This is a genomic window from Pseudomonas soli, assembly GCF_900110655.1.
Lineage (GTDB): Bacteria > Pseudomonadota > Gammaproteobacteria > Pseudomonadales > Pseudomonadaceae > Aquipseudomonas > Aquipseudomonas soli.
Genome location: NZ_FOEQ01000008.1, coordinates 143,893 through 168,548 on the forward strand (window position 1 = coordinate 143,893; position 24,656 = coordinate 168,548).

The 24,656-nt window shown below is 65.6% G+C and carries 25 protein-coding genes; 11 read left to right on the top strand and 14 right to left on the bottom strand.

Annotated features, from left to right (window positions below):
• On the top strand, positions 1-3,651 hold a 3,651-nt coding region (locus BMY03_RS18170; protein ID WP_143067562.1), incomplete at its 5' end, for an Ig-like domain-containing protein.
• Between the two features lie 41 nt (positions 3,652-3,692).
• Here BMY03_RS18170 and BMY03_RS18175 read toward each other — a convergent pair.
• Positions 3,693-4,058, bottom strand: coding sequence for a YbaN family protein (locus BMY03_RS18175; protein WP_023630695.1), 366 nt, complete (start codon positions 4,056-4,058; stop codon positions 3,693-3,695).
• An 8-nt stretch (positions 4,059-4,066) separates the two neighbouring features.
• On the bottom strand, positions 4,067-4,654 hold the full coding sequence (locus BMY03_RS18180) for a YecA/YgfB family protein (protein WP_023630694.1): 588 nt from the start codon (positions 4,652-4,654) through the stop codon (positions 4,067-4,069).
• A 244-nt stretch (positions 4,655-4,898) separates the two neighbouring features.
• Between BMY03_RS18180 and recQ the strand changes: the two genes are divergently transcribed.
• Together recQ and BMY03_RS18195 are read left to right on the top strand one after the other, a co-directional pair.
• On the top strand, positions 4,899-7,046 hold the full coding sequence (gene recQ, locus BMY03_RS18190) for a DNA helicase RecQ (protein WP_094011848.1): 2,148 nt from the start codon (positions 4,899-4,901) through the stop codon (positions 7,044-7,046).
• 138 nt (positions 7,047-7,184) lie between these two features.
• Positions 7,185-7,622 carry a MarR family transcriptional regulator gene (locus BMY03_RS18195; protein WP_038706592.1) on the top strand — a complete coding sequence of 146 codons (438 nt, stop codon included), beginning with the start codon at positions 7,185-7,187 and terminating at the stop codon, positions 7,620-7,622.
• Positions 7,623-7,702: 80 nt separating this feature from the next.
• Here BMY03_RS18195 and BMY03_RS18200 read toward each other — a convergent pair whose 3' ends face one another.
• Positions 7,703-9,889, bottom strand: a complete 2,187-nt coding sequence (locus tag BMY03_RS18200; RefSeq protein WP_094011849.1) for a patatin-like phospholipase family protein — start codon at positions 9,887-9,889, stop codon at positions 7,703-7,705.
• A 66-nt stretch (positions 9,890-9,955) separates the two neighbouring features.
• Between BMY03_RS18200 and BMY03_RS18205 the strand changes: the two genes are divergently transcribed.
• Complete coding sequence (locus BMY03_RS18205; protein WP_094011850.1) at positions 9,956-10,237, top strand: Rdx family protein; 282 nt, start codon at positions 9,956-9,958, stop codon at positions 10,235-10,237.
• Here the strand turns inward: BMY03_RS18205 and BMY03_RS18210 are convergent, their stop codons facing one another.
• Both BMY03_RS18210 and BMY03_RS18215 read right to left on the bottom strand, forming a co-directional pair.
• Positions 10,238-11,125, bottom strand: a complete 888-nt coding sequence (locus tag BMY03_RS18210) for a DMT family transporter (RefSeq protein ID WP_038706590.1) — start codon at positions 11,123-11,125, stop codon at positions 10,238-10,240.
• 94 nt (positions 11,126-11,219) lie between these two features.
• The gene (locus BMY03_RS18215) at positions 11,220-12,014 is read right to left on the bottom strand and encodes a helix-turn-helix transcriptional regulator (RefSeq protein ID WP_094011851.1); all 795 of its coding nucleotides are present in this window, start codon (positions 12,012-12,014) and stop codon (positions 11,220-11,222) included.
• 124 nt (positions 12,015-12,138) lie between these two features.
• Between BMY03_RS18215 and BMY03_RS18220 the strand changes: the two genes are divergently transcribed.
• Positions 12,139-12,954, top strand: a complete 816-nt coding sequence (locus BMY03_RS18220; RefSeq protein WP_031315776.1) for a UDP-2,3-diacylglucosamine diphosphatase — start codon at positions 12,139-12,141, stop codon at positions 12,952-12,954.
• Between the two features lie 56 nt (positions 12,955-13,010).
• Here the strand turns inward: BMY03_RS18220 and BMY03_RS18225 are convergent, their stop codons facing one another.
• Complete coding sequence (locus tag BMY03_RS18225; RefSeq protein WP_094011852.1) at positions 13,011-13,595, bottom strand: HD domain-containing protein; 585 nt, start codon at positions 13,593-13,595, stop codon at positions 13,011-13,013.
• Positions 13,596-13,696: 101 nt separating this feature from the next.
• Positions 13,697-14,008 (bottom strand): Mpo1-like protein, encoded by a 312-nt coding sequence (locus tag BMY03_RS18230; protein WP_023631733.1) that lies wholly within the window; start codon positions 14,006-14,008, stop codon positions 13,697-13,699.
• A gap of 154 nt (positions 14,009-14,162) precedes the next feature.
• Between BMY03_RS18230 and BMY03_RS18235 the strand changes: the two genes are divergently transcribed.
• Positions 14,163-15,209 carry an AraC family transcriptional regulator gene (locus BMY03_RS18235; protein ID WP_094011853.1) on the top strand — a complete coding sequence of 349 codons (1,047 nt, stop codon included), beginning with the start codon at positions 14,163-14,165 and terminating at the stop codon, positions 15,207-15,209.
• Here BMY03_RS18235 and BMY03_RS18240 read toward each other — a convergent pair.
• Positions 15,166-16,620: a TrkH family potassium uptake protein gene (locus BMY03_RS18240; protein WP_038706587.1), complete on the bottom strand. Its 1,455-nt coding sequence runs from the start codon at positions 16,618-16,620 to the stop codon at positions 15,166-15,168. The two genes, BMY03_RS18235 and BMY03_RS18240, sit on opposite strands and share 44 nt — an antisense overlap.
• A gap of 189 nt (positions 16,621-16,809) precedes the next feature.
• Here BMY03_RS18240 and BMY03_RS18245 point away from each other — a divergent pair, with 189 nt between their 5' ends.
• On the top strand, positions 16,810-17,367 hold the full coding sequence (locus tag BMY03_RS18245) for a nitroreductase family protein (RefSeq protein WP_094011854.1): 558 nt from the start codon (positions 16,810-16,812) through the stop codon (positions 17,365-17,367).
• A 36-nt stretch (positions 17,368-17,403) separates the two neighbouring features.
• Here the strand turns inward: BMY03_RS18245 and BMY03_RS18250 are convergent, their stop codons facing one another.
• From BMY03_RS18250 to BMY03_RS18275, 6 genes are all read right to left on the bottom strand, one after another.
• Positions 17,404-18,792 carry a sensor histidine kinase gene (locus BMY03_RS18250; RefSeq protein ID WP_094011855.1) on the bottom strand — a complete coding sequence of 463 codons (1,389 nt, stop codon included), beginning with the start codon at positions 18,790-18,792 and terminating at the stop codon, positions 17,404-17,406.
• Positions 18,793-18,804: 12 nt separating this feature from the next.
• Positions 18,805-19,221, bottom strand: coding sequence for a Spy/CpxP family protein refolding chaperone (locus BMY03_RS18255; protein WP_094011856.1), 417 nt, complete (start codon positions 19,219-19,221; stop codon positions 18,805-18,807).
• Between the two features lie 128 nt (positions 19,222-19,349).
• Positions 19,350-20,027 (bottom strand): response regulator transcription factor, encoded by a 678-nt coding sequence (locus BMY03_RS18260; RefSeq protein ID WP_038706585.1) that lies wholly within the window; start codon positions 20,025-20,027, stop codon positions 19,350-19,352.
• 7 nt (positions 20,028-20,034) lie between these two features.
• Positions 20,035-20,427, bottom strand: a complete 393-nt coding sequence (locus tag BMY03_RS18265) for an SH3 domain-containing protein (protein ID WP_023632893.1) — start codon at positions 20,425-20,427, stop codon at positions 20,035-20,037.
• A gap of 138 nt (positions 20,428-20,565) precedes the next feature.
• Positions 20,566-20,865, bottom strand: coding sequence for a YciI family protein (locus tag BMY03_RS18270; protein ID WP_038706584.1), 300 nt, complete (start codon positions 20,863-20,865; stop codon positions 20,566-20,568).
• A gap of 1 nt (position 20,866) precedes the next feature.
• On the bottom strand, positions 20,867-21,463 hold the full coding sequence (locus BMY03_RS18275; protein WP_094011857.1) for a septation protein A: 597 nt from the start codon (positions 21,461-21,463) through the stop codon (positions 20,867-20,869).
• A gap of 67 nt (positions 21,464-21,530) precedes the next feature.
• Here BMY03_RS18275 and BMY03_RS18280 point away from each other — a divergent pair, with 67 nt between their 5' ends.
• The 4 genes from BMY03_RS18280 to scpB all read left to right on the top strand — a co-directional run bounded on the left by BMY03_RS18280 (position 21,531) and on the right by scpB (position 24,634).
• Positions 21,531-22,391, top strand: a complete 861-nt coding sequence (locus BMY03_RS18280) for a PHP domain-containing protein (protein WP_038706583.1) — start codon at positions 21,531-21,533, stop codon at positions 22,389-22,391.
• A gap of 13 nt (positions 22,392-22,404) precedes the next feature.
• On the top strand, positions 22,405-23,034 hold the full coding sequence (locus BMY03_RS18285; RefSeq protein WP_094011886.1) for an L-threonylcarbamoyladenylate synthase: 630 nt from the start codon (positions 22,405-22,407) through the stop codon (positions 23,032-23,034).
• 125 nt (positions 23,035-23,159) lie between these two features.
• Complete coding sequence (locus BMY03_RS18290; protein WP_167335934.1) at positions 23,160-23,858, top strand: segregation and condensation protein A; 699 nt, start codon at positions 23,160-23,162, stop codon at positions 23,856-23,858.
• Positions 23,859-23,872: 14 nt separating this feature from the next.
• Complete coding sequence (scpB, locus tag BMY03_RS18295) at positions 23,873-24,634, top strand: SMC-Scp complex subunit ScpB (protein ID WP_094011859.1); 762 nt, start codon at positions 23,873-23,875, stop codon at positions 24,632-24,634.
• Positions 24,635-24,656: the final 22 nt, after the last annotated feature.

Consider the following 24,656-nt stretch of genomic DNA (forward strand, 5'->3'; position numbering starts at 1 on the left):
ATCCGCGATGCCGATGGCGACGAAAGCACCACCACCATCACCATCAACGTGCACGACAACTCCCTGGTCGCCTGCCCGGATGACACGGCCAAGGTCTACGAGAAAGCCCTGGACCTGACCAAGGACGGCAACGACCTGGCAGCGGGCAATGTCACCGGCAGCGACCCGCACTCCACCACGGAAACCACCAGTGGTTCGCTGGCAGGTTCGGTCAGCGGCGGTATCGGTGCCTTGACCTTCACCCTGGTTGGCAATGCCACCGGCCAGTATGGCCAGATCCAGTTGAACAGCGATGGTAGCTACACCTACACCCTGACCTCGGCGCCAAACTCGCCCAACCACGTCAACGATGGCCCGAACGTGGTCACCGAGAGCTTCACCTACCAGGTCAAGGATTCGCTCGGCAACACCACCACCAGCACCATTGTGGTCAGCATCGTCGACGACGTGCCCAAGGCCCATTGCGACGTGGCCTCGGTCAAGGAGGGCGCCAGCGTCAGCGGTAACGTGCTGGACAACGATGTGGTCGGCGCCGATGTGCGTGCCGACGGGCAGTACGTGGTCGGTGTGCGCGCCGGCTCCGACACCTCTACCTCGGCCATCGGCCATGTCGGCGACACCATCGTTGGCCAGTACGGCTACCTGACCCTGGACAGCCAGGGCAACGCCACCTACCACGCCAACCCCGACAGCGTGCCGGCCGCCGGCGCGACCGACAGCTTCGTCTACACCATCCGTGACGCCGATGGCGACGAGAGCACCACGACCATTCGCATCAATGTGCAGGACAGCAAGCTGGTGGCGTGTGAGGATAACGACGTCACCGTGTACGAAAAAGCCCTGGACCTGCACAAGGACGGCAATGACCTGGCCGCCGGCACCGTCACCGGCAGCGATCCAGGCTCCACTGGCGAGACGGCCTCCGGCAGCCTGGTCGGGTCGGTCCAGGGCGGCGTCGGTGCGCTGACCTACAGCCTGGTCGGCAATGCCGTGGGCCAGTACGGGCAGATCCAGCTCAATGCCGACGGTTCCTACACCTACACCCTGACCTCGGCGCCGAAGACCCCGGGGGGGGCCAACGACGGCGCCAACACGGTCAACGAGTACTTCACCTACAAGGCTACCGACGCCTTGGGCAACAGTGTCACCAGCACCATCGCCATCAACATCGTCGACGATATGCCGACGGTCCAGTGCGCGGTACGCAGCATCACGCCCGGCCAGGTGGACTCGAACATCCTGCTGGTGGTGGATGTGTCCAGCAGCATGGCGGCAAGCTCCGGCGTGCCGGGGCTGACCCGTCTGGAACTGGCCAAGCAGGCGATCAATGCCTTGCTCGACAAGTACGACGAGATGGGCGACATCAAGGTGCAGATCGTCACCTTCGGCACCGGTGCGCAGGTGCAGACCCCGGTATGGGTCACGATCGGCGAGGCCAAGAACCTTATCGCCGGGCTCAGCCCAGGTGGCTCGACCTACTACGATTCGGCGGCGACCAAGGCCCAGGAAGCCTTCGCCACCACCGGCAAGCTGGTAGGCGCGCAGAACATCAGCTACTTCTTCTCCGACGGTGAGCCCACCAATGGCCATGCCATGACCGCGCCACGGGAAGCCGCCTGGGAATCCTTCCTCGACAGCAACGGCATCAAGTCCTACGCCATCGGCATGGGCAGCGGGGTCAACGAGGGCAACCTCAATCCGCTGGCCTACGACGGCAGCAGTCATACCGATACCAATTCGGTGGTGGTCACCGACCTCAGCCAGCTGAGTGCGGTGCTCTCCGGTACGGTGCAGGGTGCGCCAATTACCGGAAGCCTGATGAGCGGCGGCGACTTTGGGGCCGACGGTGGTTTCATCAAGGCGCTGCTGGTCGATGGCACCACCTACACCTACGATCCGAAGGCCAATGCCGGGCAGGGCGGATACGCGGCCAGTGGCGGCGCGGACAAAGCCACCTTCGACACCGTGAGCAACAGCCTGAGCATCAAGACCGGCCTGGGCGGCACCCTGGTGGTGAACATGGACAACGGCGAGTTCACCTACACGCCACCGAAGGACAACGGCAGCGGCCAGGTGGAGAAGTTCGGCTTCACCGCCAGCGACAACGACGGCGATACCCGCAATGCCAGCCTGACGGTCAACATCAACAGCAATGGCGCGCCGGTCGCGGGTGCCGACCACATCATCACCAATATCAAGGGCGCTACCCTGACGGTGCCGGCAGAGGCGCTGCTGGCCAATGACCGCGACCCGGACCACGACACGCTGAGTGCCGCGCCGACCACCTTCAATACCAACTTCGCCGACAAGGGCGCGGGCTTCACGACGGGCACCCAGGCGCAGACCATCAAGTTCGATGCCACCGCCAGCAAGGCCGAGAACCAGTTGCGCGACCTGGCCCGCAGCGAGTTCACCAGCCTCAACGGCAGCATGACCGCTGCCCTGGTGGTGGCGGGTTACCTGGGCTCGATCAGCACCGCCAATGCCAACGACGAGGACACCCTGACGGTGACCCTGCGCAAGGGCGAGACCCTGACCCTCGACCATGACCGGCCTGCGGGCAACCTGCTGATGGAATGGAAGGATGCCAGCGGCAGCTACCAGACCATCGCCGATGGCGGCAGCTTCACGGCCACCCATGACGGGGTGTACAGCATCCATGTGATCAATACCGAGAACGCCGCCGGCAACAGCAAGGCTGCCGAGAACTACAAGCTGAGCCTGGTGGTGGACTACAGCAATGCCAGCAACGAGGACTATCACGGCAGCTACACCGTCAGCGATAACCACGGCGGCTACGGCACCGGAGCGGTGGATATCACTTACCAGGCCGGCAACACCCTTACCGGCACCGGCGGTGATGATGTCCTGCTGGCCGGGGCCGGCGATACCACCCTCAACGGTGGCGCCGGTAACGATGTGCTGGTGGCGGGGGCGGGCAACAACAGCCTGCACGGTGGTGATGGCGACGACCTGCTGATCGGTGGGCCTGGCAATGACCTGCTCGACGGCGGAGCCGGCAATGACACTGCCAGCTACGCCAAGGCCACCGCCGGCGTGACCGTGGACCTTGGCCATGTCGGGCAGCAGAACACCGTCGGCGCCGGGCTGGACACCCTGAGCGGTATCGAGAATCTGATCGGCTCGGACTACAACGACACCTTGACCGGCAATGACGGTGACAACCTGCTCAACGGCGGCGCGGGCAACGATGTGCTCAAGGGCGGTGCCGGCAACGACATCCTGATTGGCGGGCCGGGCAACGACACCCTGACCGGCGGCAGTGGCAACGACAGCTTTGTCTGGCAGAAGGGCGATACCGGGCATGACACCGTGACCGACTTCACCCCCGGCAGCGATCACCTGGATCTGTCGCAACTGCTACAGGGTGAGAACGCCACCAGCGCCTCGCTGGACGACTACCTGCACTTCAAGGTCAGCGGCAGCGGCGTCAGCGTGGTGTCGACCATCGAGGTAAGCAGCGTCGCTGGCGCGGCGCCGACCCAGACCATCGACCTGGCCGGAGTGGACCTGGCGCAGCACTACGGGGTGTCCGCCGGGGCGGGCGGGCTGATCGCGGCCGGGCATGACACCGCGACCATCATCAACGGCATGCTCAATGACCATTCGTTGAAGGTGGATACGGTGTAAGCCAGCAGCCCATCGCGGGGCAAGCCCGCCCCGCGATGGCGTCACTGTGGCCGGTGCAGGGTCTTCTGCTTGAGGATCCAGGCGCTGACCAGCACCGCGCTGGTCAGCATGAACGCCCGCGCCCAGAACAACGGCACCAGGTAGCAGGACAGCCCGATGCTGGCCCACATCAACCCGATCGCATAGACCTTGCCCTTGAGCGGAATCCCCTCACCGCTGAGGTAGTCGCGGATCCACGGCCCGAGTTTCGGGTGGTTCACCAGCCAGTGGTGAAAACGTGGCGAGCTGCGGGCGAAGCAGGCCGCCGCCAGCAGCAGGAACGGGGTGGTGGGCAATACCGGCAGGAAGATCCCCGCCACCCCCAGCGCGACGCTGAGCCAGCCGGCGGCCAGCAGCAGGTAGCGCACCACCTCGATCAGTGGTGGCGTGGCTTGAGCAGGGCAGGCTTCTCTTCGGGGGCGTGCAGCAGCAGGAACAGTGCGCTCAGTGCCTCGGGGATCTGCACGATCATGTCGTCCTGCAGGTTGGCGTTGCCGGCAATGTCGGCGAACTCGGGTTGTTCGTCGAACAGACCGGAACCGACCATGATCGGCAGGAGCATTTCGCTGACTTCTTCCTCGGCGTTCTCGAACCAGGCCTCTTCACGCAGGAACACGCCCTCCATGAAGCCGATGCACCAGCCGCGCAGGTCGGAATCGTCCGGCTCTTCGGTCAGGTCTAGTTCACAAGGCAGGTCGAATTCCTCGTCGCTGGCCAACTGGCGGGCGATGTGGCCCTTGAGCGCGACCAGGGTGGCCTCGATCTCGGTGCGCTGGGCATCGCTGGCGTAATGGGGTTCTTCGGCGAACAGCGCGTCGATCCATTCGCGTTCTGGAACTTCCTCGGAGCAGATCGACAGCGCGGTCAGGTAGCCGTGGGCGGCGACGTAGTCCAGCGCTTCTTCGTGCAGCTCATCGGCGTCGAGGAAGGCTTGCAGGCGGGTCAGTTGCTCGGCGAAGGACATTACAGGGCTACCTTGGGGAATAAACGATGCTGAATTCTAGCACCTTGCGGCGCTCGCGGGGCAAAGCGAACGTCTGTCACCGGGGCATGCCGGGGTACGCGGCAGTCGGGTATACTCCGCTGTTTTTCGTGCCAGGTGGCGTTTTGCGGCCATCCGGCAAAAACCGCTTACGCATTCGGTGTGTGCGCGGCGGATTTATCGTCCAGCCTGAGTCCAGGATGGTACGGCGATTTTGGAGTGGCAAATGCTCGAACAGGCTCAGCGCGTCCTCAAGGATGTCTTCGGTTACGATAGTTTCCGCGGGCGCCAGGCAGCGATCATCGAATGTGTGGCGGGCGGTGGCGACGCGCTGGTACTGATGCCCACTGGTGGCGGCAAGTCCCTGTGCTTCCAGGTGCCCGGCTTGCTGCGCCCCGGCTTGACTGTGGTGGTGTCGCCGCTGATCGCGCTGATGGACGACCAGGTCGCCACCCTCGACGAGCTGGGCGTGGCCGCCGCTGCGCTGAACTCCACGCTCAGCGCCGAGCAGCAGCGCGACCTGGCCGGGCGCCTGCGCCGCGGCGAGGTGAAGATGCTGTACCTGGCTCCTGAGCGCCTGGTGCAGCCGCGCATGCTGGACTTCCTGCGCGGCCTGGACATTTCCCTGTTCGCCATCGACGAGGCCCACTGCGTCTCGCAATGGGGCCACGACTTCCGCCCCGAGTACCTGCAACTGGGCCAGCTCGCCGAGCTGTTCCCCCATGTGCCGCGTATCGCCCTGACCGCCACCGCCGACATGCGCACCCGCGAGGAGATCGTCCAGCGCCTGCACCTGCAGGGCGCCGAGCGTTTCCTGTCGAGCTTCGACAGGCCGAACATCTTCTACCGCATCGTGCCCAAGGAGGCGCCGCGCAAGCAGTTGATGGCGTTCCTCGGCGAGCGGCGCGGCAACGCCGGCATCGTCTATTGCCTGTCGCGCAAGAAGGTCGACGAGACCGCGGCCTTCCTTTGCGACCAGGGCTTCCCGGCGCTGCCGTACCACGCCGGCCTGGCTGCCGAGACCCGCGCCGCCAACCAGCACCGCTTCCTCAACGAGGAAGGGCTGATCATGGTCGCCACGATTGCCTTCGGCATGGGCATCGACAAGCCCAACGTGCGCTTCGTTGCCCACCTCGACCTGCCCAAGTCGCTCGAGGCCTATTACCAGGAGACCGGCCGTGCCGGCCGTGACGGCCTGCCGTCGGACGCCTGGATGGCCTACGGCCTGCAGGACATGGTGATGCTCAAGCAGATGCTGCAGAACTCCGAGGGCGACGAGCGCCACAAGCGCATCGAGCAGCACAAGCTCGACGCCATGCTGGCCCTCTGCGAGGAAACCCGTTGCCGCCGCCAGTCGTTGCTGGCCTATTTCGACGAGGTGCTCGAGCAGCCCTGCGGGCACTGCGACAACTGTGTCGACAACGTGCAGACCTGGGACGCCACCGAGCCCGCGCGCCAGGCCTTGTCGGCGGTGTTTCGCACCGGCCAGCGCTATGGTGTCGGCCATCTGGTCGATGTGCTATTGGGCAAGGACACCGAGAAGGTACGCAATTTCGGCCACGAGAAGCTGTCGGTGTTCGGCGTCGGCAAGACGCTGGCCGAGGCCGAGTGGCGCTCGCTGTTCCGCCAGTTGGTGGCGCGCGGGCTGGTGGACATCGACCTGGAAGGCTACGGCGGCCTGCGCCTGTCCGATAGCTGCCGGCCGCTGCTGCGCGGTGAGGTGAACCTGCAACTGCGCCGCGACCTCAAGCCGCAGACCGTGGCCAAGGCGTCCGGCGGTAGTGGCGGCAGCCCGGCCAGCCAGCTGGTGCGCGCCGAGGAGCGCGAACTGTGGGAGGCGTTGCGCACCTTGCGGCGCAAGCTGGCCGAAGAGCACAGCGTGCCGCCTTATGTCATCTTCCCCGACTCCACTTTGCTGGAGATGTTGCGCAGCATGCCCACCAGCCTCAGCGACATGGCCCAGGTCAGTGGCGTCGGCGCGCGCAAGCTGGAGCGCTACGGCCAGGCCTTCCTCGAGGTGCTCAATGGCTCCTGTGGCACCGAGGAAGCGCCGAAGGTGGTGCTCGACCTGCGTCACGAACTGGTCAGCCTGGCCCGCGCCGGCATGACGCCGGCGCAGATCGCCGGGCAGCTCAACTGCACCGAGAAGAACGTCTACAGCTTGCTGGCCGAGGCCATCGGCCGCCAGGAGCTGAGCCTGGAGCAGGCGCTGGACTTGCCCGAAGAGCTGATGATGGAAGTACAGGATGCCTTCCTCGACGGCGAGGGCGAGCTGCCGCCGGTGTCAGCTGTGGCACCGCTGTTCGGCCAGCGGGTGCCCGAAGGTGTGCTGCACTGCGTGCGGGCGGCGCTGGCGGTGGAGTTCGGCGTGTGATTGCCGGCATTTGTGCCATTTGCTGACCTTTGTCATACCCTTACATGATTATCAGTCATTTCCATGGCGTCGAACCTTGCCTGATCGGTCGGGCCATGGTTAGCTGGCTAATAATTAGTTCTATTCATTGAGTTACTTATGCCCCTGACCGACAACCAACACCGCTTCGGCATGCAGCTGGCCCAGATGTCCCGAGGCTGGCGCGCCGAGCTGGACCGCCGCCTGGCCGGGCTCAACCTGTCGCAAGCCCGCTGGCTGGTGCTGCTGCACCTGGCCCGGTTCGACGAGGCGCCGACCCAGCGTGAGCTGGCCCAGAGCGTGGGCGTCGAGGGCCCGACCCTGGCGCGCCTGCTCGACAGCCTGGAAAGCCAGGGGCTGGTGCGCCGCCAAGCCGTGATGGAAGACCGTCGGGCCAAGAAGATCCTCCTGTGCCCGCCGGCCAAGCCGCTGATCGACCAGATCGAGACCATCGCCAATGCGTTGCGGCTCGAGTTGTTCACCGGGGTCGATGAGGCCGACCTGGAAGTGTGCATGCGCGTGCATGCGAAGATTCTCGATAATCTCGAAAAGTCCTGAGCTTTACCCGGATCGCGGGGCAAGCCCGCTCCCACAAGATTTTGCTTGGCTTGTGGGGGCGGCTTGCCCCGCGATCATTTCTAGAAGGTATGCCCCAGGTTCAGGTACACCGCCTTCTCATGCGCATCGTTGGCGCCATAGCTCAAGTTCAACGGCCCCAGCGGCGTTTCCAGCCCCAGGAAGATGCTCGCCGCATTGATGTAGCCGCTGTCGAACTCGTTGTCGTTGTTCCACGCACGGCCGCGCTCCAGCGAGCCGCCCAGGTACAGCGGGAAGTCCAGCGGCAGGTAGGCGCGTGGCGTCAGGCGGCGGTAGTAGACCATGCGCAGCAGGCTCATGTTCTGCCCGGAGATCGAGTCTTGGCGGAACCCCGATAGCTGCCGTGCGCCGCCGAAGACGAAGCTTGAGGTCACCACTTCGGCATCGTCCAGGGTGCGTCCGTAGCGCCCGCCCAGCACCAGGGTGTTCGGCCCGCTGCTGATGGCCTTGTCGAGGTTGAACAGCCACTGCCGGTAGTTTTGGTCCGAATCCAGTGACTTGTCGTACTTGCGCACGGTCAGGCCTATGTCTTCGCCGCTGTGCGGGAAGTAGACGTTGTCGAAGGTGTCGAAGGAGTACTTGAGTTCGTAGAAGCCCTCATTGAAGCTGACCTTGGGCAGGTCCTGGTCGCCGATACGCACCTCGGCGTTGCCCCAGGCCTTGCCCACGCCCAGGCGCACCTCGCCGTAGGTGCCGATCTGCCGCCCGACATTGAGCCCGAAGCCGTAGCGTTCGAGGCGGTATTCGGCCACCGGGTCGTTGTCCAGGGTGGCCTCGACATTCTGCGAACCCAGGGCCAGGTAGGGGGCGATGAAGTAGCGCGAGCCCACGTCCAGCGGCTGGTAGAACTCGCTGTACAGCTCCTGTTCGTCGCCGATCTGGGCCCGGGTCAGCCATTCGCCGCCGAGCCGGTTGATGCCGTTGACCCGGTAGCTGGCGCCAAGGTTGAAGGCGCTGTCGCCGCGCAGGTCGTCCGACAGGTTCAGGCCCAGGCGCAGGTAATCGGTACCGCCACGCCGCCCGCGGGCGTTGATCACCAGGGTATGTTCATCGCCCTTGTGCGCGACGCGGTATTGCACCTGGTCGAAGTAGTCCAGCCCATAGAGGGTGCCCATGTCGGTCTGCAGGCGGCCGAGGTCCAGCGGTTCGCCGATGGGTTGGCGGATGTAGTAGCGGATCACGTCGTCGCTGACCTTGGAGTCGTTCTCCACCTTGATGGCGGTGATGATCGGCGTGCGCTGCTTCGGCGAACGCGCCATTGCCAGGTTGCTGTCACCCTCGCGCCGGCGCAGCGACGCCAGGCGCGGATCGAGGGCGCGGGTGGCGCGGTAGCCGGCATCGATCATATCCTGGGCGCGGCCGAAGTCGGTGACGCCGAACGCGGACAGCGGCGGCTGGACGAGGATGTCCTCGCGGCGCAGGCTGGCCAGCTGTTCCTCGGAGTTACGCCGGGTCATCAGGGTGATCGACTGGTTGAGTACATCCACCACCGTGGCCAGTTGCTTGCGGTTGCGCAGCGGGGTGCCGATGTCGACTACGATGGCCAGGTCCACGCCCATCTCGCGCACCACGTCCACCGGGATGTTGTCGGTCATGCCGCCATCCACCAGCAGCCGGCCGTCCAGTTCCACCGGGGCGAACACTGCCGGAATCGACATGCTGGCGCGTATCACCTGGGGCAGGTGGCCGCGGCGGAAGATCACCTTCTCGCCACTGGTAATGTCGGTGGCCACGGCGCGAAACGGGATCGGCAGCTTGTCGAAGTCGCGCACGTCGGCGGCATGGGCCAGCTTGCTTTCCAGCAGCAGGGCGAGGTTCTGGCCCTGGATCACGCCCAGCGGCAGGCCCAGGCTGCCGTCGTCGCGAAAGCTCAGCTTCTGCTTGACCAGGAAGTCGCGGTCGTCCTGCTTGCGTCGGAACGGCACGTCCTTGCGCGGTGGGGCGTCGGACAATGCCTGTTGCCAGTCGAGGGTGGTGGCCAGTTTTTCCAGTTCGGCGATGCTGTAGCCCGAGGCGTACAGCCCGCCGACCACCGCGCCCATGCTGGTGCCGGCGATGGCGTCGATGCGCACGCCCTGTTCTTCCAGGGCCTTGAGTACGCCGATATGGGCCAGGCCGCGGGCGGCGCCGCCTGACAGCACCAGGCCGATTTTCGGTCGCGCCGTTTCGGCGGCATGCAAGGTGATGGAAGTGAGCATCAGCAGTAGGCAGAACAGCAGGCGGCGCATCGTGAGTCTCAAACCAGAGGGTAAAGACCGCTAGTATAAGCGGCCCTTCCTACGGAGTTCCCCGACATGGCAGACAGCAAGCCACAAATTGTCATCACTTATTGCACCCAGTGCCAATGGCTGCTGCGCGCCGCCTGGCTGGCGCAGGAGTTGCTCAGCACCTTCGCTGACGACCTCGGTCAGGTCGCCCTGGAACCTGCTACCGGCGGGGTGTTCCGCATCACCTGCGACGGCGTGCAGATCTGGGAGCGCAAGGCCGACGGCGGCTTCCCCGAGGCCAAGGCGCTCAAGCAGCGGGTGCGTGACCAGATCGATCCGCAGCGCGACCTGGGTCACAACGATCGCTGATCAGGCGCTTTCGGCCACGGTCTGCCGGGAGGGTTGCTCGGCGGCCAGGCGGCTGGACAGGATGATGGCGAAGATGATCAAGGCACCACCGGCGAGCATGCGCAGGGTCGGCTGTTCGGCGAACACCACCCAGGCCACGGCGATGCCGTAGACCGGCTCCATGCCGAACACCACCGCGGCGGTACGCGCCTTGATCACCGCGAGGCTGGCGACGAACAGGCTGTGGGCGACGCCGGTGCAGAAGATGCCGAGCAGGGCGATCCACAGCCAGTCCATGGGTGCCACGGCAGCCAGGCCCGGCGCGGCGAACGGCAGCAGGCACAGGCTTACCACCAGGTTCTGCCACAGCGCCGCCTGTACGGCGGGCAGGCGCCCGGAACCGGCGCGGTTGGTCAGCGACAGCAGCGAGAACAGCAGGCCCGAGAGCAACGCCCAGAGCAGCCCGCCGGTGGCCTCGCTGGCGAGGTCGAAGGCGGGGGTGACCAGCACCAGGCCGATGCTCACCAGCAGCACCAGGACAGCCTCGTTGCGGCGAATGCGTTCACGGAACAACAAGCCTTCAAGGATCACCGTGAATGCCGGAAAGCTGGCGAAGCCGAGGGTGGCGATGGCCACGCCGCCGACCTTGACCGCGATGAAGAAGCTCACCCAATGCCCGGCCAGCAGCACACCCCCCAGCAACAGGCGGCGCAAGTCCTGGCCGCGCAGCGGTTGCCAGGCCTGGCGCGCCAGGCCGGCAAACAGGCCCAGCGCCAGCACGGCGAACGCGGCACGACCAAAGACGATGATCGAGGGGCTGGCACTGGCGGCCAGTTTGCCGAAGACGCCAGTCAGGCCGAAGAACAGCGCGCCGATATGCAGGGCGCCAAGGGCGGTGCGGTGGTTCATGGTGGTCCTTTGAGTACAGTGAGCGTTGCGTGCTGGCTCCATCACGGGACAAGTCGCGATGAGGTCGATACAGGCAGCAGTGTATGTTCGATCCTCAGGCAGATCTGTCGCCCACCTCGCGCCCGTTGTTGCCAGACTCGCGCCGCAACGCCAGCGGCGTGCAGCCGAACGCCCGCAGCACCGCCGCGCTGAATGCGCTCTGCGAGCCATACCCCACGCGCGCGGCAATCTCGCCCACCGGCAACACCGTCTCACGCAACAGCCGGCGCGCCATCGTCAGCCGCCGTTGGCGGATGTAGTCCATCGGCGTCAGGCCGCACTCGCTGGCAAACCGCGCATGCAGCCGCGCACTGGACAGTCCGGCCAGTCGCGCCAGGTCGGCGACCTGCAGCGGGTAGGCGGCGTGCTGCTCGATATGGCGGTCGAAGGCAGCATAGGGCAAGCGCCTGCTGGACAGCACCGGGGCGCAGGCCTGTGGATTGAGGCTGGCCAACAGCAACACCGCGCCCTGGCGGGCAATCAGCGGGTCGTCCACGGGGCTGCTTGCCAGCCAGTCCACCAACTGCTGCTGGCGGCTGTCCAGGCTCAGTGGGCCGGGGCTGTCGAGCAGGCGCCGGCTGTCGTGGGCGTGCTCGCCCAGATGATCGCCGAGCCATTGTCCGCCCGGTACGTCCAGTACCAGGCAATCGCTGCCCTCTCGGCTCCCACAAGTGTGGTGGGCACCGGCGGGAACCACCATCAGGTCCTGGCGAGCGACCCGGCCGCCGCGTCCATCCACCTCGAAATCCAGGCGCCCGCCGAGGCCGAACACCAACTGTGGATGGTCGTGGCTGTGGGCGATCAGGTCGTGGCGGTAGTGGCGCAACGAGAGCAAGGGGCCGGCGGTCATGGTGAGTCCTCACGGGGCAGGCGAAGATTGTACACCTGCAGGCGAGGGCAGGATGGTCATGTACCTGCCACCAATCTGTCACCTGCGCCTGCCAGTCTCCAGCAAACAGCGCCGGAGCCTGCCCATGAGCCACGCCGAACCTCTTCGCCCGTCACGCAAGCAGCGTGTCCGCACCCTGTGGATTTCCGATGTACACCTGGGCACCCGCGACTGCCAGGCCGAACACCTGGCGCATTTCCTCAAGGGCTACCAGGCCGAGCGTATCTACCTGGTCGGCGATATCATCGATGGCTGGAAACTGCGCAGCGGCATCTACTGGCCTCAGGCCCACACCAATGTCATCCGCCGCCTGCTGACCCTGAGCAAGCGCGGCACCGAGGTGATCTACGTTACCGGCAACCATGACGAATTCCTGCGGCGCTACTCGAAACTCATCCTGGGCAACATCCAGCTGGTGGACGAGGCCGAACACCTCACAGTCGACGGCCGGCGCCTGCTGGTGATCCATGGCGACCAGTTCGACGTGATCACCCGCTACCACCGCTGGCTGGCTTTTCTTGGCGACCGGGCCTACGAGTTCACCCTGGTGCTCAACCGTTGGCTCAACCACTGGCGCGCCCGCTATGGCTACGGCTACTGGTCGTTGTCGGCGTACCTCAAGCACAAGGTCAAGGGCGCGGTTAACTTCATCAGCGACTTCGAGGACGCCATCGCCCACGAGTGCACCCGGCGTGGCTTCCATGGTGTGGTGTGCGGGCATATCCACCATGCCGAGATCCGCCAGGTGGGCGAGGTGGAGTACCTCAACTGCGGCGACTGGGTGGAGTCGTGCACCGCGCTGATCGAACACTGGGACGGGCGGATCGAGCTGTACCGGTTTGCCGAGGCGCAGGCGCTGGAAGCAGCACTGCGCTTGGCAGAACTGGGCGAGCCGGCCTAGTGTCTCGTCGGCTGAGCCTGTGATCGCGGGGCAAGCCCGCTATCGGTAGTGGCAGATCAGGCGGTGGCTTGCAGGGCTGCCTTGTAGATGGACTGCCTGGGCTGGGCGAACAAGCGCTCCAGCATGGGCTCGAAGAACGCAAGCGACAGGCTTTCATAGTCCGGATCGAACGCCGCCGCGTCGTAGCGGGCGCAGAACTCGAGGGTCCGCTGGTAATGCGGGTGATCGCGGAATTGCTCGCGCAGGTTGCGATTCATGCCCAGGTGGTGGAAGAAGAAGTAGCCCTGGAAGATCCCGTGTTTCTCGATCATCCACAGGTTCTCGTCGCTGACGAACGGCTTGAGGATCGCCGCGGCGATATCGGGGTGGTTGTAGCTGCCCAGGGTGTCGCCGATGTCATGCAGCAGGGCGCAGACCACGTACTCTTCATCGCGGCCGTCGCGGTGGGCACGGCTGGCGGTCTGCAAGGGATGGCTCAGGCGGTCGATGGGGAAGCCGCCGAAGTCGCCGTCGAGCAGGCGCAGGTGGGCGAGGATGCGCTGGGGCAACTGCTGGGCGTAGGCACGAAAGTCGTCGGCGATGATCGCCCAGTCCTGGGCGGTGCCATCGCGCATGTGGCTGAAACTGGCTTGCTTGCTCATCACCGCGTGCCGCTCGTGTCGGGGAACATACCGCAGTGTTGGCCAGGATCCGGGCTTTGGCAGTGGCCGGCCGGGACGCGAACCTGGCCTTGCGGGCCGATTCAGAGGCTCAGGCGGCCCAGCAGGATGTCGCGGAACATGGCGAAGTCGCCGACCAGGCTGTACCAGGGGTGGCTGAAGGTGGCGGGGCGGTTCTTCTCGAAGAAGAAATGCCCGGCCCAGGCAAAGCCATAGCCGGCCAGCGGCACGGCCAGCAGCAACAGCCACTTGCCGCTGCCGATGCTGTAGGCGAGCAGGGCGATCACCAGGCTGGTGCCGACGAAATGCAGGCGGCGGCAGGTGGGGTTGCTGTGCTCGCCCAGGTAATAGGGGTAGAACTCGGCAAAACTGCGGAACTGCGCGGTGCGGGTCATGGCGGGCTTCCGGATCTGCGGGTCTTGCTGACAGGATACACGGCGTGGAGCCTGAATCGAGTCTAGAGTCACTGGGTGCGATGGCCAGTGACAATAGGCGCCAATTGAGTATCCTTTCGGTTCACCGCAGGAGCGGTCAGCACAAGAGCCTGTCATGAGTGAGAGAACCACGTCAGCCAGCTGGGCATCAGGGATCGTCAAGGCACTCGAGCTGGAAGGGCTCGATTGCCCGGCCATGTTCAAGCAGCTCGGGCTCGACTTCGCCGCCTTGGACGACCCCGACGCGCGATTCACCCAGGATTCGATGACCCGGCTGTGGCAGCTGGCGGTCGAGCTTTCCGGCAACGAGGCGATCGGCCTGAACATGGCCAGGGTGGTACGCCCCGCTTCGTTCCATGTGGTGGGCTATGCGTTGATGTCCAGTCGTACCCTGGCCGAGGGCTTCGAGCGACTGGTGCGCTACCAGCGCATCATCGCAGAGAGTTCGGACTTGAGCTTTCGCCTCGAACCCGACGGCTATGCCTTGGTACTGACCGTGCACGGCGATCACCTGCCGCCGACCCGGCACAGCGCCGAAGCCTCGCTGGCCTGTGCCCTGGCGTTGTGCAACTGGCTCAGCGGGCGGCCGATCCAGCCGCGGCGTGTACTGATCCAGGGCGCCCTGCCGAAAAATGTCGAGCCATACAAGGTGGCTTTCCACGCGCCGCTGCAGTTTGGCGCGGCCCATGACGCGCTGGTGTTCGCACGCGCCGACATGGAGGCGCCGTTGCCTACCGCCAACGAGGCGATGGCGGTGCTGCACGACCGTTTCGCCGGCGAGTACCTGGCGCGTTTCTCGGAAAGTCGGGTGACCCACCGCGTGCGCCAGGTGCTCTGCCGCATACTGCCCCAGGGCGAGCCCAAGCGCGAAACCGTGGCCCAGGCCCTGCACCTTTCGCAGCGCACCTTGCAGCGGCGCCTGCAGGACGAGGGCACCAGCTTCCAGACCCTGCTCGACGACACCCGCCGCGAACTGGCCGAGCAGTACCTGGCGCAGCCAGGCACCACGCTGCTGGAAACCGCCTACCTGCTGGGGTTTGCTGATCCGAGTAATTTCTACCGGGCGTTTCGCCGCTGGTTCGACAGCACGCCGAGCGAGTACCGCACGCGTCTGTCGGTCAGTGACGCCAGAACGCCGGCATGCACAACACCAGCACCGTGATGATCTCCAGGCGGCCCAGCAGCATGCCGCCGGCAAGGATCCATTTGGCGGCATCCGGCAGCGTCGCGTAGTTGCCGGCCGGGCCGATCACTTCGCCCAGCCCGGGGCCGACGCCCGAGACGGTCCCGGCGGCACCGGTGAGCGCGGTCATCCAGTCCACGCCCAGCAGCGACAGCAGCAGGGCGATGATGCAGATGGTGATGGCGAAGAAGAACGAGAAGGTCAGGATCGAGCGCACGATCTCTTCGTCGAGTCGGTGGCCGTTGTATTTCTGCTTGATCACCGCGCGCGGATGGATCAGCTGGTTGAGGTTGGCCTTGAGCAGGATGTAGGCGACCTGGAAGCGGAAGATCTTGATGCCGCCGGCCGTCGAGCCGGAGCAGCCGCCGACGAAGCCCAGGTAGAAGAACAGCATCAGCGAGAAGTTGCCCCACAGGCTGTAGTCGCCCAGGGCGAAGCCGGTGGTGGTGACCACCGAGGTGACGTTCAGCGCCACGTGGCGCAGGGCATCGAGCCAGTGCAGCTCGGTGGTGGCCCAGTACCAGGTGCCGAGGACCAGCCAGGTGGCCACCAGCATGGCCAGCAGGCCCTGCACCTGCTGGTCCTTGATCAACGCCCGGCGGTGGCCGCGCAGGGTCGCCACGTACAGGGTGAATGGCACGCTGCCCATGATCATCACCACCACCGCGACCCAGTGCACCGCAGGGATATCCCATTTGGCCAGGGACTGGTCGGAGGTGGAGAACCCGCCGGTGGAGATCGCCGACATGGCGTGGTTGATCGCATCGAACAGGCCCATCCCCGCCCACCAGAAGGCCAGGCTGCCGAACACGGTGATGCCGACGTACACCGCCACGATCGACTTGGCGACCATGTGCGAGCGCGGCATGACCTTCTCCGAGCGGTCGGAGGACTCGGTCTGGAACAGGCGCATGCCACCGATGCGCAGCAACGGCAGGATCGCCACCGCCATGCCGATGAAGCCGATGCCGCCCAGCCAATGCAGCATCGAGCGCCACATCAGGATGCCCGGCGACATGCTGTCCAGGCCGCTGAGCACGGTGGCGCCGGTGGCGGTGATGCCGGACATGCTTTCGAAGAAGGCGTCGGTGTAGCTGATGTGCTGGGTCAGCAGGAAGGGCAGGGCGGCGAACACGCAGACCACCAGCCAGCTGCTGACGGTCAGCAGGTACATGTCGCGGGGGCGCAGGTGCACGTGCTCGGGGCGGCCGGGGATGACCAGGCCCAGGCCCGCGAGGAAGGTGATCAGGCTCGACCAGAGGAACGACGGCATGTCGCCGGTGCGCTCGAAGACCACCAGGGTCGCCATGGGCACCACCATGCTCACCGCCAGGGTGATCAGGAAGATGCCGATGATGAAACCAATGATCCTTAAGGTCGGCAACGCCATGTGATCTGCTCTGACTCGCTACGGAAAGGGCGCCATTCTACCTGTGGGCCGGGTCTTGTAAACGCCGATTGCTGGCCTCCACGGAGCGGGTTTGCACCGCGATGGCCGGATCGCGGGGCAAGCCCGCTCCCACGATCCCCCTCGATGGTGCAGAATGGCCGCACTTTCAATCTGCCAGGAGGGTAGCCCATGGAGGCTCTCGACGCATTGCTCAACCGTGTTTCCGTGCCACGCCTGACTGACCCGGCGCCCAATGCCGCCCAGCGCGAGGCGCTGTTCCAGGCCGCATTGCGTGCGCCTGACCATGGCCAGCTGCGCCCCTGGCGTTTCCTGACCATCGAAGGGCAGGGCCGGGAAAAGCTCGGCGAGCTGTTCGCCGAAGCCGTGCAAGCCAAAGGTGAAGCCACCCAGGCGGCGCTCGACAAGGCCCGGGCGATGCCGCTGCGTGCGCCGTTGCTGATCGTGGTGATCGTCCGGCTGCAGGATCACTTCAAAGTGCCGAAGATCGAGCAGCGACTGGCCGCCGGCTGCGCCGCCCATGGCATCCTGATCGCCGCCCATGCCCAAGGTATCGGCGCGGTATGGCGCACCGGCGACATGGCCTTCGACGCCCATGTGCACAAGGGGCTGGGGCTTGCCGAGAACGAAGAGCTGATCGGTTACCTGTATGTCGGCACGCCAATGGCCGAGCCACGCACCGCGCCGATCCTGGAAACTGCCGAGTACGTCAGCGCCTGGGGCGAGTGATTGAGTGGGGCCGCTGCGCAGCGGCCCCTGTATTAGTCAGCCAGCGCTAACTTCGCTGGGCAGTTCCAGCGTAGCCACGAACCCACCCTGCGGATGGTTCGCAAGCTTCAGGCTGCCACCATGGCGCTCCGCCGCCTTGCGTGCAATCGCCAGCCCCAGCCCATGTCCCGGCGCCTCTTGCCCCGGTGCCCGGAAGAATGGCTCGCCCAGCTGCGCGAGATGCTCGGCCGCCACCCCCGGCCCATGGTCGCGCACGCTCAGCACGATACGGTCCTGTTCGCGGCTGGCGCGCAGCTCGATCGGCTGCCCGGCCGGATTGAAGCGCAGCGCATTGCGCAGCAGGTTGTCCACCGCCCGTTCGACCAGCGTCGGCCAGCCTTGCAGGGTCAGGCCAGGCTGCATCTCCAGACGCACCTCCTGATCCGGCGCTGACAGCTGGGCATCCTTGCGCACGCCGCCCAGCAAGGCATTGAGGTCCACCGGCTCGGCATGTGCCTGCTCGGCATCGACCCGGGCAAGCACGAGGATTTCGCTGATCAAGTCTTCCAGACGATCGCATTCGCGGGTCAGGCGTGGCCACAGGGCCTGACGCTGTTCCGGCTCGGCGCGCTCGGCCAGGGCCAGGGCGATGCGCAGCCGGGCCAGGGGTGAACGCAGTTCGTGGGACACATCGCGCAGCAGCTGGCGCTGGCTGCCGATCAGGCTCTGCAGGCGTGCGCCCATCTTGTTGAAGTCGTTGGCCAGCACGCCGAACTCGTCACGGCGCACGGCCAGCCGCGCCAGGCTGTTCTGCTGGTAGCTGGTCTGCCCCAGGTCGTGCACGGCGCCGCGCAGGCGGCTGAGCGGGCGGGTGATCGACAGGGTTACCAACAGGCTGAACAGGGTCAGCACCACCAAGGCTATGCCCAGGGCGCTGAGCGGCCAGATAAGGCTTTCGCGGTGCCAGGCGGCCAGCTCCGGGTGGGGGATACGGTAGATCAGCAGGTAGGTCTCACCGCTGCCGGGGCTGGTGTATTCCTCGGTCAGGCGGCGCCACGGCAGGCGACGTTCGTCGTTGTGCTGGCGTGCCTCGAAGGCCGCGGCGCGGCGCGGGAAGGTGCCGGGGACCACGGCATCGCCGCTGTCGTCGAGCACCTGCACGTCGATCTTGTAGCGCTGCTTGCGCCGTTCCAGGAAGCGTTGCGACGACTCCAGGCCTTCCTGTTCGTAGTGCTGGGCCCAGTGGCTGGCCAGGTTGTTCAGGCCTGGGTGGCGACTGAGGATCCAGGTGTCCTGGTTGAGCATGTGCCCGAGCAGGATTGACAGCCCGGCGACTAGGGCGATGGCCAGCCAGAAGCTGGCCAGGATGCGCCAGAACAGTGAACGCAAGACAAGCACCTCCAGGAAATGGCGAAAGCCCGGCGCGCTGGGAAGCGGGCCGGGCATCGGGCTGACAGCTTACTGGGCCTTGCCGGTTTTTTCAGCCTTCCAGGCCTGGAACTCCTGCCACTCGGCCTTGCGCGCGGCGCGCTCCTTCCGCAGGTCGTCGAATTTCTTCTGCTGGTCGGGCTTGAGCAAGGCGCGGATCTGGCCTTCGGTCTTGTCGTGGCTGGCCTTGAGCTCGTCCTTCAGGGCTTTCTGCTCGGCGGCGGGCAGCTTGGCGATGTAGCGTTCGTTGATGTCGCGGCGCTGCTTCATCTGCTCGCCCATCAGCTTGCCGATCTGCTGGCGCTGGTCGCGGCTCAGGTCCAGCTGGGCGAAAGGCGCGTCACCGCGATGATGCGGGCCGTCGTGGCGCGGGCCGCCTTCGGGCATGGCCGTGGCCACGGTCGGCAGGGCGGCGGCGAACATCAGGGCGATAAGGGTCTTGCGCATGGTGTCTCTCCTTTCAGGGGCCGGTGGTTACCGGATGAGCCCAGTCTAGGGAGATCAAGGTCAAGGGCGGTCAGGCGAGGGTAAAGGCTGGGTAAAGATGACAGGGCCGCGCAGCGGCCCCGGTTTTACTACAGACTGTAGTAATAGCCGCGGCTGCGCAGGGCGACGATGCGCGGGCGGCCATCCGGGTGCGGCCCGATCTTCTTGCGCAGGTTGCTGACATGCATGTCCAGGCTGCGGTCATAAAGCGTGAGCTTGCGGCCCAGGCCGATCTGCGCCAGTTCCTGCTTGTCCAGCGGCTCGCCGGGTTGGCGCAGCAAGGCTTCGAGGATGCGGCTTTCCGACAGCGTGAGGGTCATCTCGCGCTGGTCGATGCTGACCACGCCGCGTACCGGGCTGAAGATCAGGTCGCCGATCTCCACCTGGCTGCTGGGCGCGCTGGGGTGGCTGCGGCGCAACACTGCGCGCAGGCGGGCGGTGAGCTCGCGGGGGTCGCAGGGCTTGGCCAGGTAGTCGTCGGCGCCCAGCTCCAGGCCAAGGATGCGGTCCAGCGGCTCGCCGCGGGCCGAAAGCATCAGCACCGGCAGGTCGGTGTGTTCGCTGCGCAGCTGTTTGAGCAGTTCCAGGCCGCTGCCATCGGGCAGCATGACATCCAGCACCACCGCCGCCGGGGCGTGGGTGGCCAAGGCCTGGCGCGCACTCTGGCCATCGTGGCAGGCGCGCACCGCAAACCCTTCCTGGGTCAGCCAGCTGCCGAGCAGCTCGCACAGTTCCTGGTCATCATCAATTAGTAACAGCTCGCTCATTTCTCACTCAATTCAACCATTGCCGGCGTCTTCTGTGTCCGCCGCTGGCTAAGATACCGCAGACTGCGGACAACAGTGCAACGGCCGAGCCGATCAGGAACCATTGCTGCTGGTCGGTCAGCGGGCTTCGCGGGGCGCTGGCGCCTGCCTGCAGTTCCTTGATCGTCAGCTTCAGGCGCTGGTTGTCCTGGCGCAGGCGGGCGAGCTGGGCGCTTTCACGCTCGCTGTCCTGGTTCTGCAGTTGCTGGGTCAGCGCCGTGCGCTGTTTCTCGCTTTCTTCCAGGCGCTGCTGCAAGTCGGTGATCCGCGCCCCGGCTTCCAGCGACAGCGGCTGTTCGGCCGTGGCGAAAGGGGACAGCAGCAACAGGCAAAGCAGCAGGGACATCGGACCTTGACGCATTGGAACTCCTGATTCGTATCGATTCAGGAGGTTGTCGGCCAGTCGTCGGATTTTATGAGTAGTGCCGCGCGGGGTGTAGCAGGGAGCGGCTTCGTGGGGGCGGGCTTGCCGCTGCGAAGCCCGTCCCGGTAAAGCCTGTTACGGCAGGACTTGCTTGAACGGCTTGACCACGACCTTGGCGTACACGCCCGCGGCAATGTACGGATCGGCGTCGGCCCAGGCCTGGGCGGCGGCCAGGGAGTCGAACTCGGCGACGATCAGGCTGCCGCTGAAGCCGGCGGCGCCCGGGTCGTTGCTGTCGATGGCCGGGTGCGGGCCGGCAAGCACCACACGGCCCTCGGCCTTGAGCTGCTGCAGGCGTTCGATATGCGCGGGGCGGGCGGCCAGGCGGTTTTCCAGGGAGTTTTCGACGTCGCTGGCGATGATGGCGTAGAGCATGTCAGTCCTTGGGTTTGGAGGTGGAGGGGTCGGCATCGTGCAGGTGGCGCGACAGGTAGACCCCCTGGGCCACCAGGAACAGCACGGTCATGCCCAGGCTGCCGAATACCTTGAAGTCGACCCAGATGTCCTGGAAGGTGAAGGCGACGAACAGGTTGGCGGCGCCGCACACCAGGAAGAAGGCGATCCACGCCACGTTCAGGCGGTTCCACACTGTTTCTGGAAGTGTCAGGGCATGGCCCATGATGCGTTTGATCAGTACCCGGTCACCGATGAAGTGGCTGCCGGCGAACGCCAGGGCGAACAGCCAGTTGACCACGGGCGCCTTCCACTTGAGGAAGGTCTCGCTGTGGAAGGCCAGGGTCAGGCCACCGAACACCAGGCAGGCGACCAGGGTCAGCAACTGGCCCTTCTCCAGCTTGCCGTGGCGCAGGAACAGCGCGCCATAGACCACCACGGAGCTGACGATCAGCATGGCGGTGGCGCTGTAGATCCCGCCGAACTCGAAGCCGTGGCCGGCGAAATCGACCGGGCGCGGGTCAAGCTTGTAGACGATGAAGAACAGCAGCAGCGGGATGAAATCGATGAATTGTTTCACAGTGGCAGCCAGAAGCGGGATGTGACGGCATAATAACAAACATCGATTCCTGCGAAAGCGCTCCTCCATGAATGTTGATCTGCACTGTCACAGCACGGCCTCCGACGGCGCCCTGTCGCCCACGGCACTGGTCGCCCGGGCCCATGAGCACGGGGTGCGCACGCTCTCGCTCACCGACCATGACACCCTCGAAGGCCTGCCGGAGGCGCGCCAGGCGTGCCTGGACAACGGCATGCAGTGGGTCAGCGGCGTGGAGCTGTCGTGCACCTGGGGCGGCGCCACCATTCATGTGCTGGGCTACGACTTCCCCCTCGACGCGCCGCCGTTGCTCGATGCCATCGCCAACCTGCACCGCGGTCGTTGGCTGCGCGCCGAGGAAATCGACCGCAAGCTGGCGGCCAAGGGCATGCCCGGCGCGCTGGACGGCGCGCGGGCCGTGCAGCAAGAACTGGGCGACAGCGGCAACGCCCCGGCGCGCCCGCACTTCGCCGAGTTCATGGTCCGCGCCGGCTTCGTCAAGGACCGCGGCGAGGCGTTCCGCAAGTGGCTGGGCGCCGGCAAGCTGGGCGACGTCAAGCTGCACTGGCCGACGCTTGAGGAAACTGTCGCGACGCTGCGTGAGTCCAATGCGTGGGTGAGCCTGGCCCATCCCATGCACTACGAACTGACCCGCAGCAAGCGCAGACGGCTGATTGCCGACTATATTCAGGCTGGAGGGCAGGCACTGGAAGTGGTCAACGGGATGATGCCGCCCGAGCAGGTGGGGACGATGTCGATCCTCACCCGTGAGTTCGGCCTGCTGGCAAGCGCCGGCAGCGACTTCCACGGCCCTGGCACCTGGGGCGAGATCGGTGCCTACCGGCCATTGCCTGAGGACCTGCCACCCCTGTGGCGCCGATTCCGACATGAACAGCCTATGGCGGTATGAACAGGACGACTTCGTGAGCCAATTTTTCCAGATTCATGCGGAGAACCCGCAGCCGCGCCTGATCAAACAGGCTGTCGAGATCATCCGCAAGGGTGGGGTGGTGGTTTATCCGACCGACTCGGCCTATGCCATGGGCTGCCAGATCGGTGACAAGGCTGCCATCGAGCGCGTGCGCCGCCTGCGCCAGCTGGACAAGCACCACAACTTCACCCTGCTGTGCTGCGACCTGTCCGAGATGGGCACCTTCGCCAAGATCGACACGGCGACGTTCCGCCTGCTCAAGGCCCACATTCCGGGCCCGTACACCTTCATCCTCAACGCCACCCGCGAGGTGCCGCGCCTGCTGATGCACGACAAGCGCCGCACCATTGGCCTGCGCGTGCCGTCCAACCCCATCGTCCTGGCCCTGCTCGAGGAACTGGGCGAACCTCTGATGAGCGTCAGCCTCATCCTGCCGGGCGACGAGGAGCCGATGACCGACCCCTACGAGATCCGCCAGCGCCTGGAGCACCACGTCGACCTGATCATCGACGGCGGCTTCGGCGACCTGAAGGCCTCGACCGTCATCGACCTGTCCGGTGACGAGCCCGAGCTAATCCGTGAAGGCTGCGGGGATCCGACGCCGTTCCTGGTCAACGCGTGAGCCAGGTACAAGCCCCCGAGGCGCCGGCCACAGAGGCGCAGACGCCGTTCCAGCTGCAACTGGCCCTGGTCTACGGCGAAGCCCTGACCGAGATGCCGGTCGACCTGTACATCCCGCCGGATGCCCTGGAAGTCTTCCTCGAAGCCTTCGAAGGCCCGCTGGACCTGTTGCTGTACCTGATCCGCAAGCAGAACGTGGACATTCTCGACATCCCCGTGGCCGAGATCACTCGCCAGTACATGAGCTATGTCGAGCTGATGAAGAGCGTGCGCCTGGAGCTGGCGGCCGAGTACCTGGTGATGGCCGCCATGCTCGCCGAGATCAAGTCGCGCATGCTGCTGCCGCGCTCCGGCGAGGTCGAGGAGGAGGAGGGCGACCCGCGCGCCGAACTGATTCGCCGGCTGCAGGAGTACGAGCGGTTCAAGGCCGCCGCCGAAGGTATCGATGAGTTGCCCAGGGTCGGACGCGAAGTCGTCGTGCCGCGCCTGGAGGCTCCGCAAGCCAAGGTGCGCAAGTTGTTGCCGGAGGTGGCGCTGGAAGAGATCCTGCTGTCCATGGCCGAGGTCATGCGCCGCAACGACCTGTTCGAGAGCCACCAGATCACCCGCGAGGTGCTGTCGACCCGCGAACGCATGAGCGAAGTGCTCGACCGCCTCAAGGGCGGTGCCTTCGTGCCCTTCGTCGAGCTGTTCACCCGCGAGGAAGGCAAGCTCGGCGTGGTGGTGACCTTCATGGCGATTCTCGAGCTGGTGAAGGAATCCTTGATCGAACTGGTGCAGAATGAGCCCTTCGCCCCGATTCACGTCCGTGCCCGGGCAGAATGACCTGACAACTATCGATGAACCTGAACGAACCCCGTGAACTGGCGTCGCTGATCGAGGCCTTCCTGCTTGCCTCGGGCAAGCCGCAATCCCTCGAGCGCCTGTACGAGCTGTTCGAGGAGGCCGAGCGCCCGGCCCCCGCCGTTTTCAAGAAGGCCCTGGAAGTGCTGGGCAAGTCCTGCGCTGGCCGCGCCTTCGAGCTCAAGGAAGTAGCGACCGGCTATCGCCTGCAGATCCGCGAGGACTACGCACCCTGGGTCGGCCGCCTCTGGGAGGAGCGTCCGCAGCGCTATTCCCGCGCGCTGCTGGAAACCATGGCGCTGATCGCCTACCGCCAGCCCATCACCCGTGGCGAGATCGAGGACGTGCGGGGTGTGGCGGTCAACAGCAACATCATCAAGACGCTCATGGAACGCGAGTGGATCCGCATCGTCGGCTACCGCGAGGTGCCCGGGCGACCGGCGATGTTCGCCACCACCAAGGCATTCCTCGATCATTTCAACCTCAAGAGCCTCGATGAGCTGCCGGCGTTGGTCGAGCTGCGCGAGCTGGAGGTGGAACCCGAGGTCGATCCGGACGATGCGCCGGTACCCGCACACCTGCAAGCCCTGGCCGATGCCAGCCTGGGCGAGGAGGGCGAGGAAATGGAGCCGAAGGAGGAGACCAGCTTCCGCTCGCTGCTGGTGGAGCTCGACGCAATGGAAGAAGGGCTCAAGATCGATTTCGATGATTTGCGCGATGAGGCTTCCACCGAGCCCGAGGACGAACCAAAGGCCTGACAACCTAACTCTGTGGAAGCTG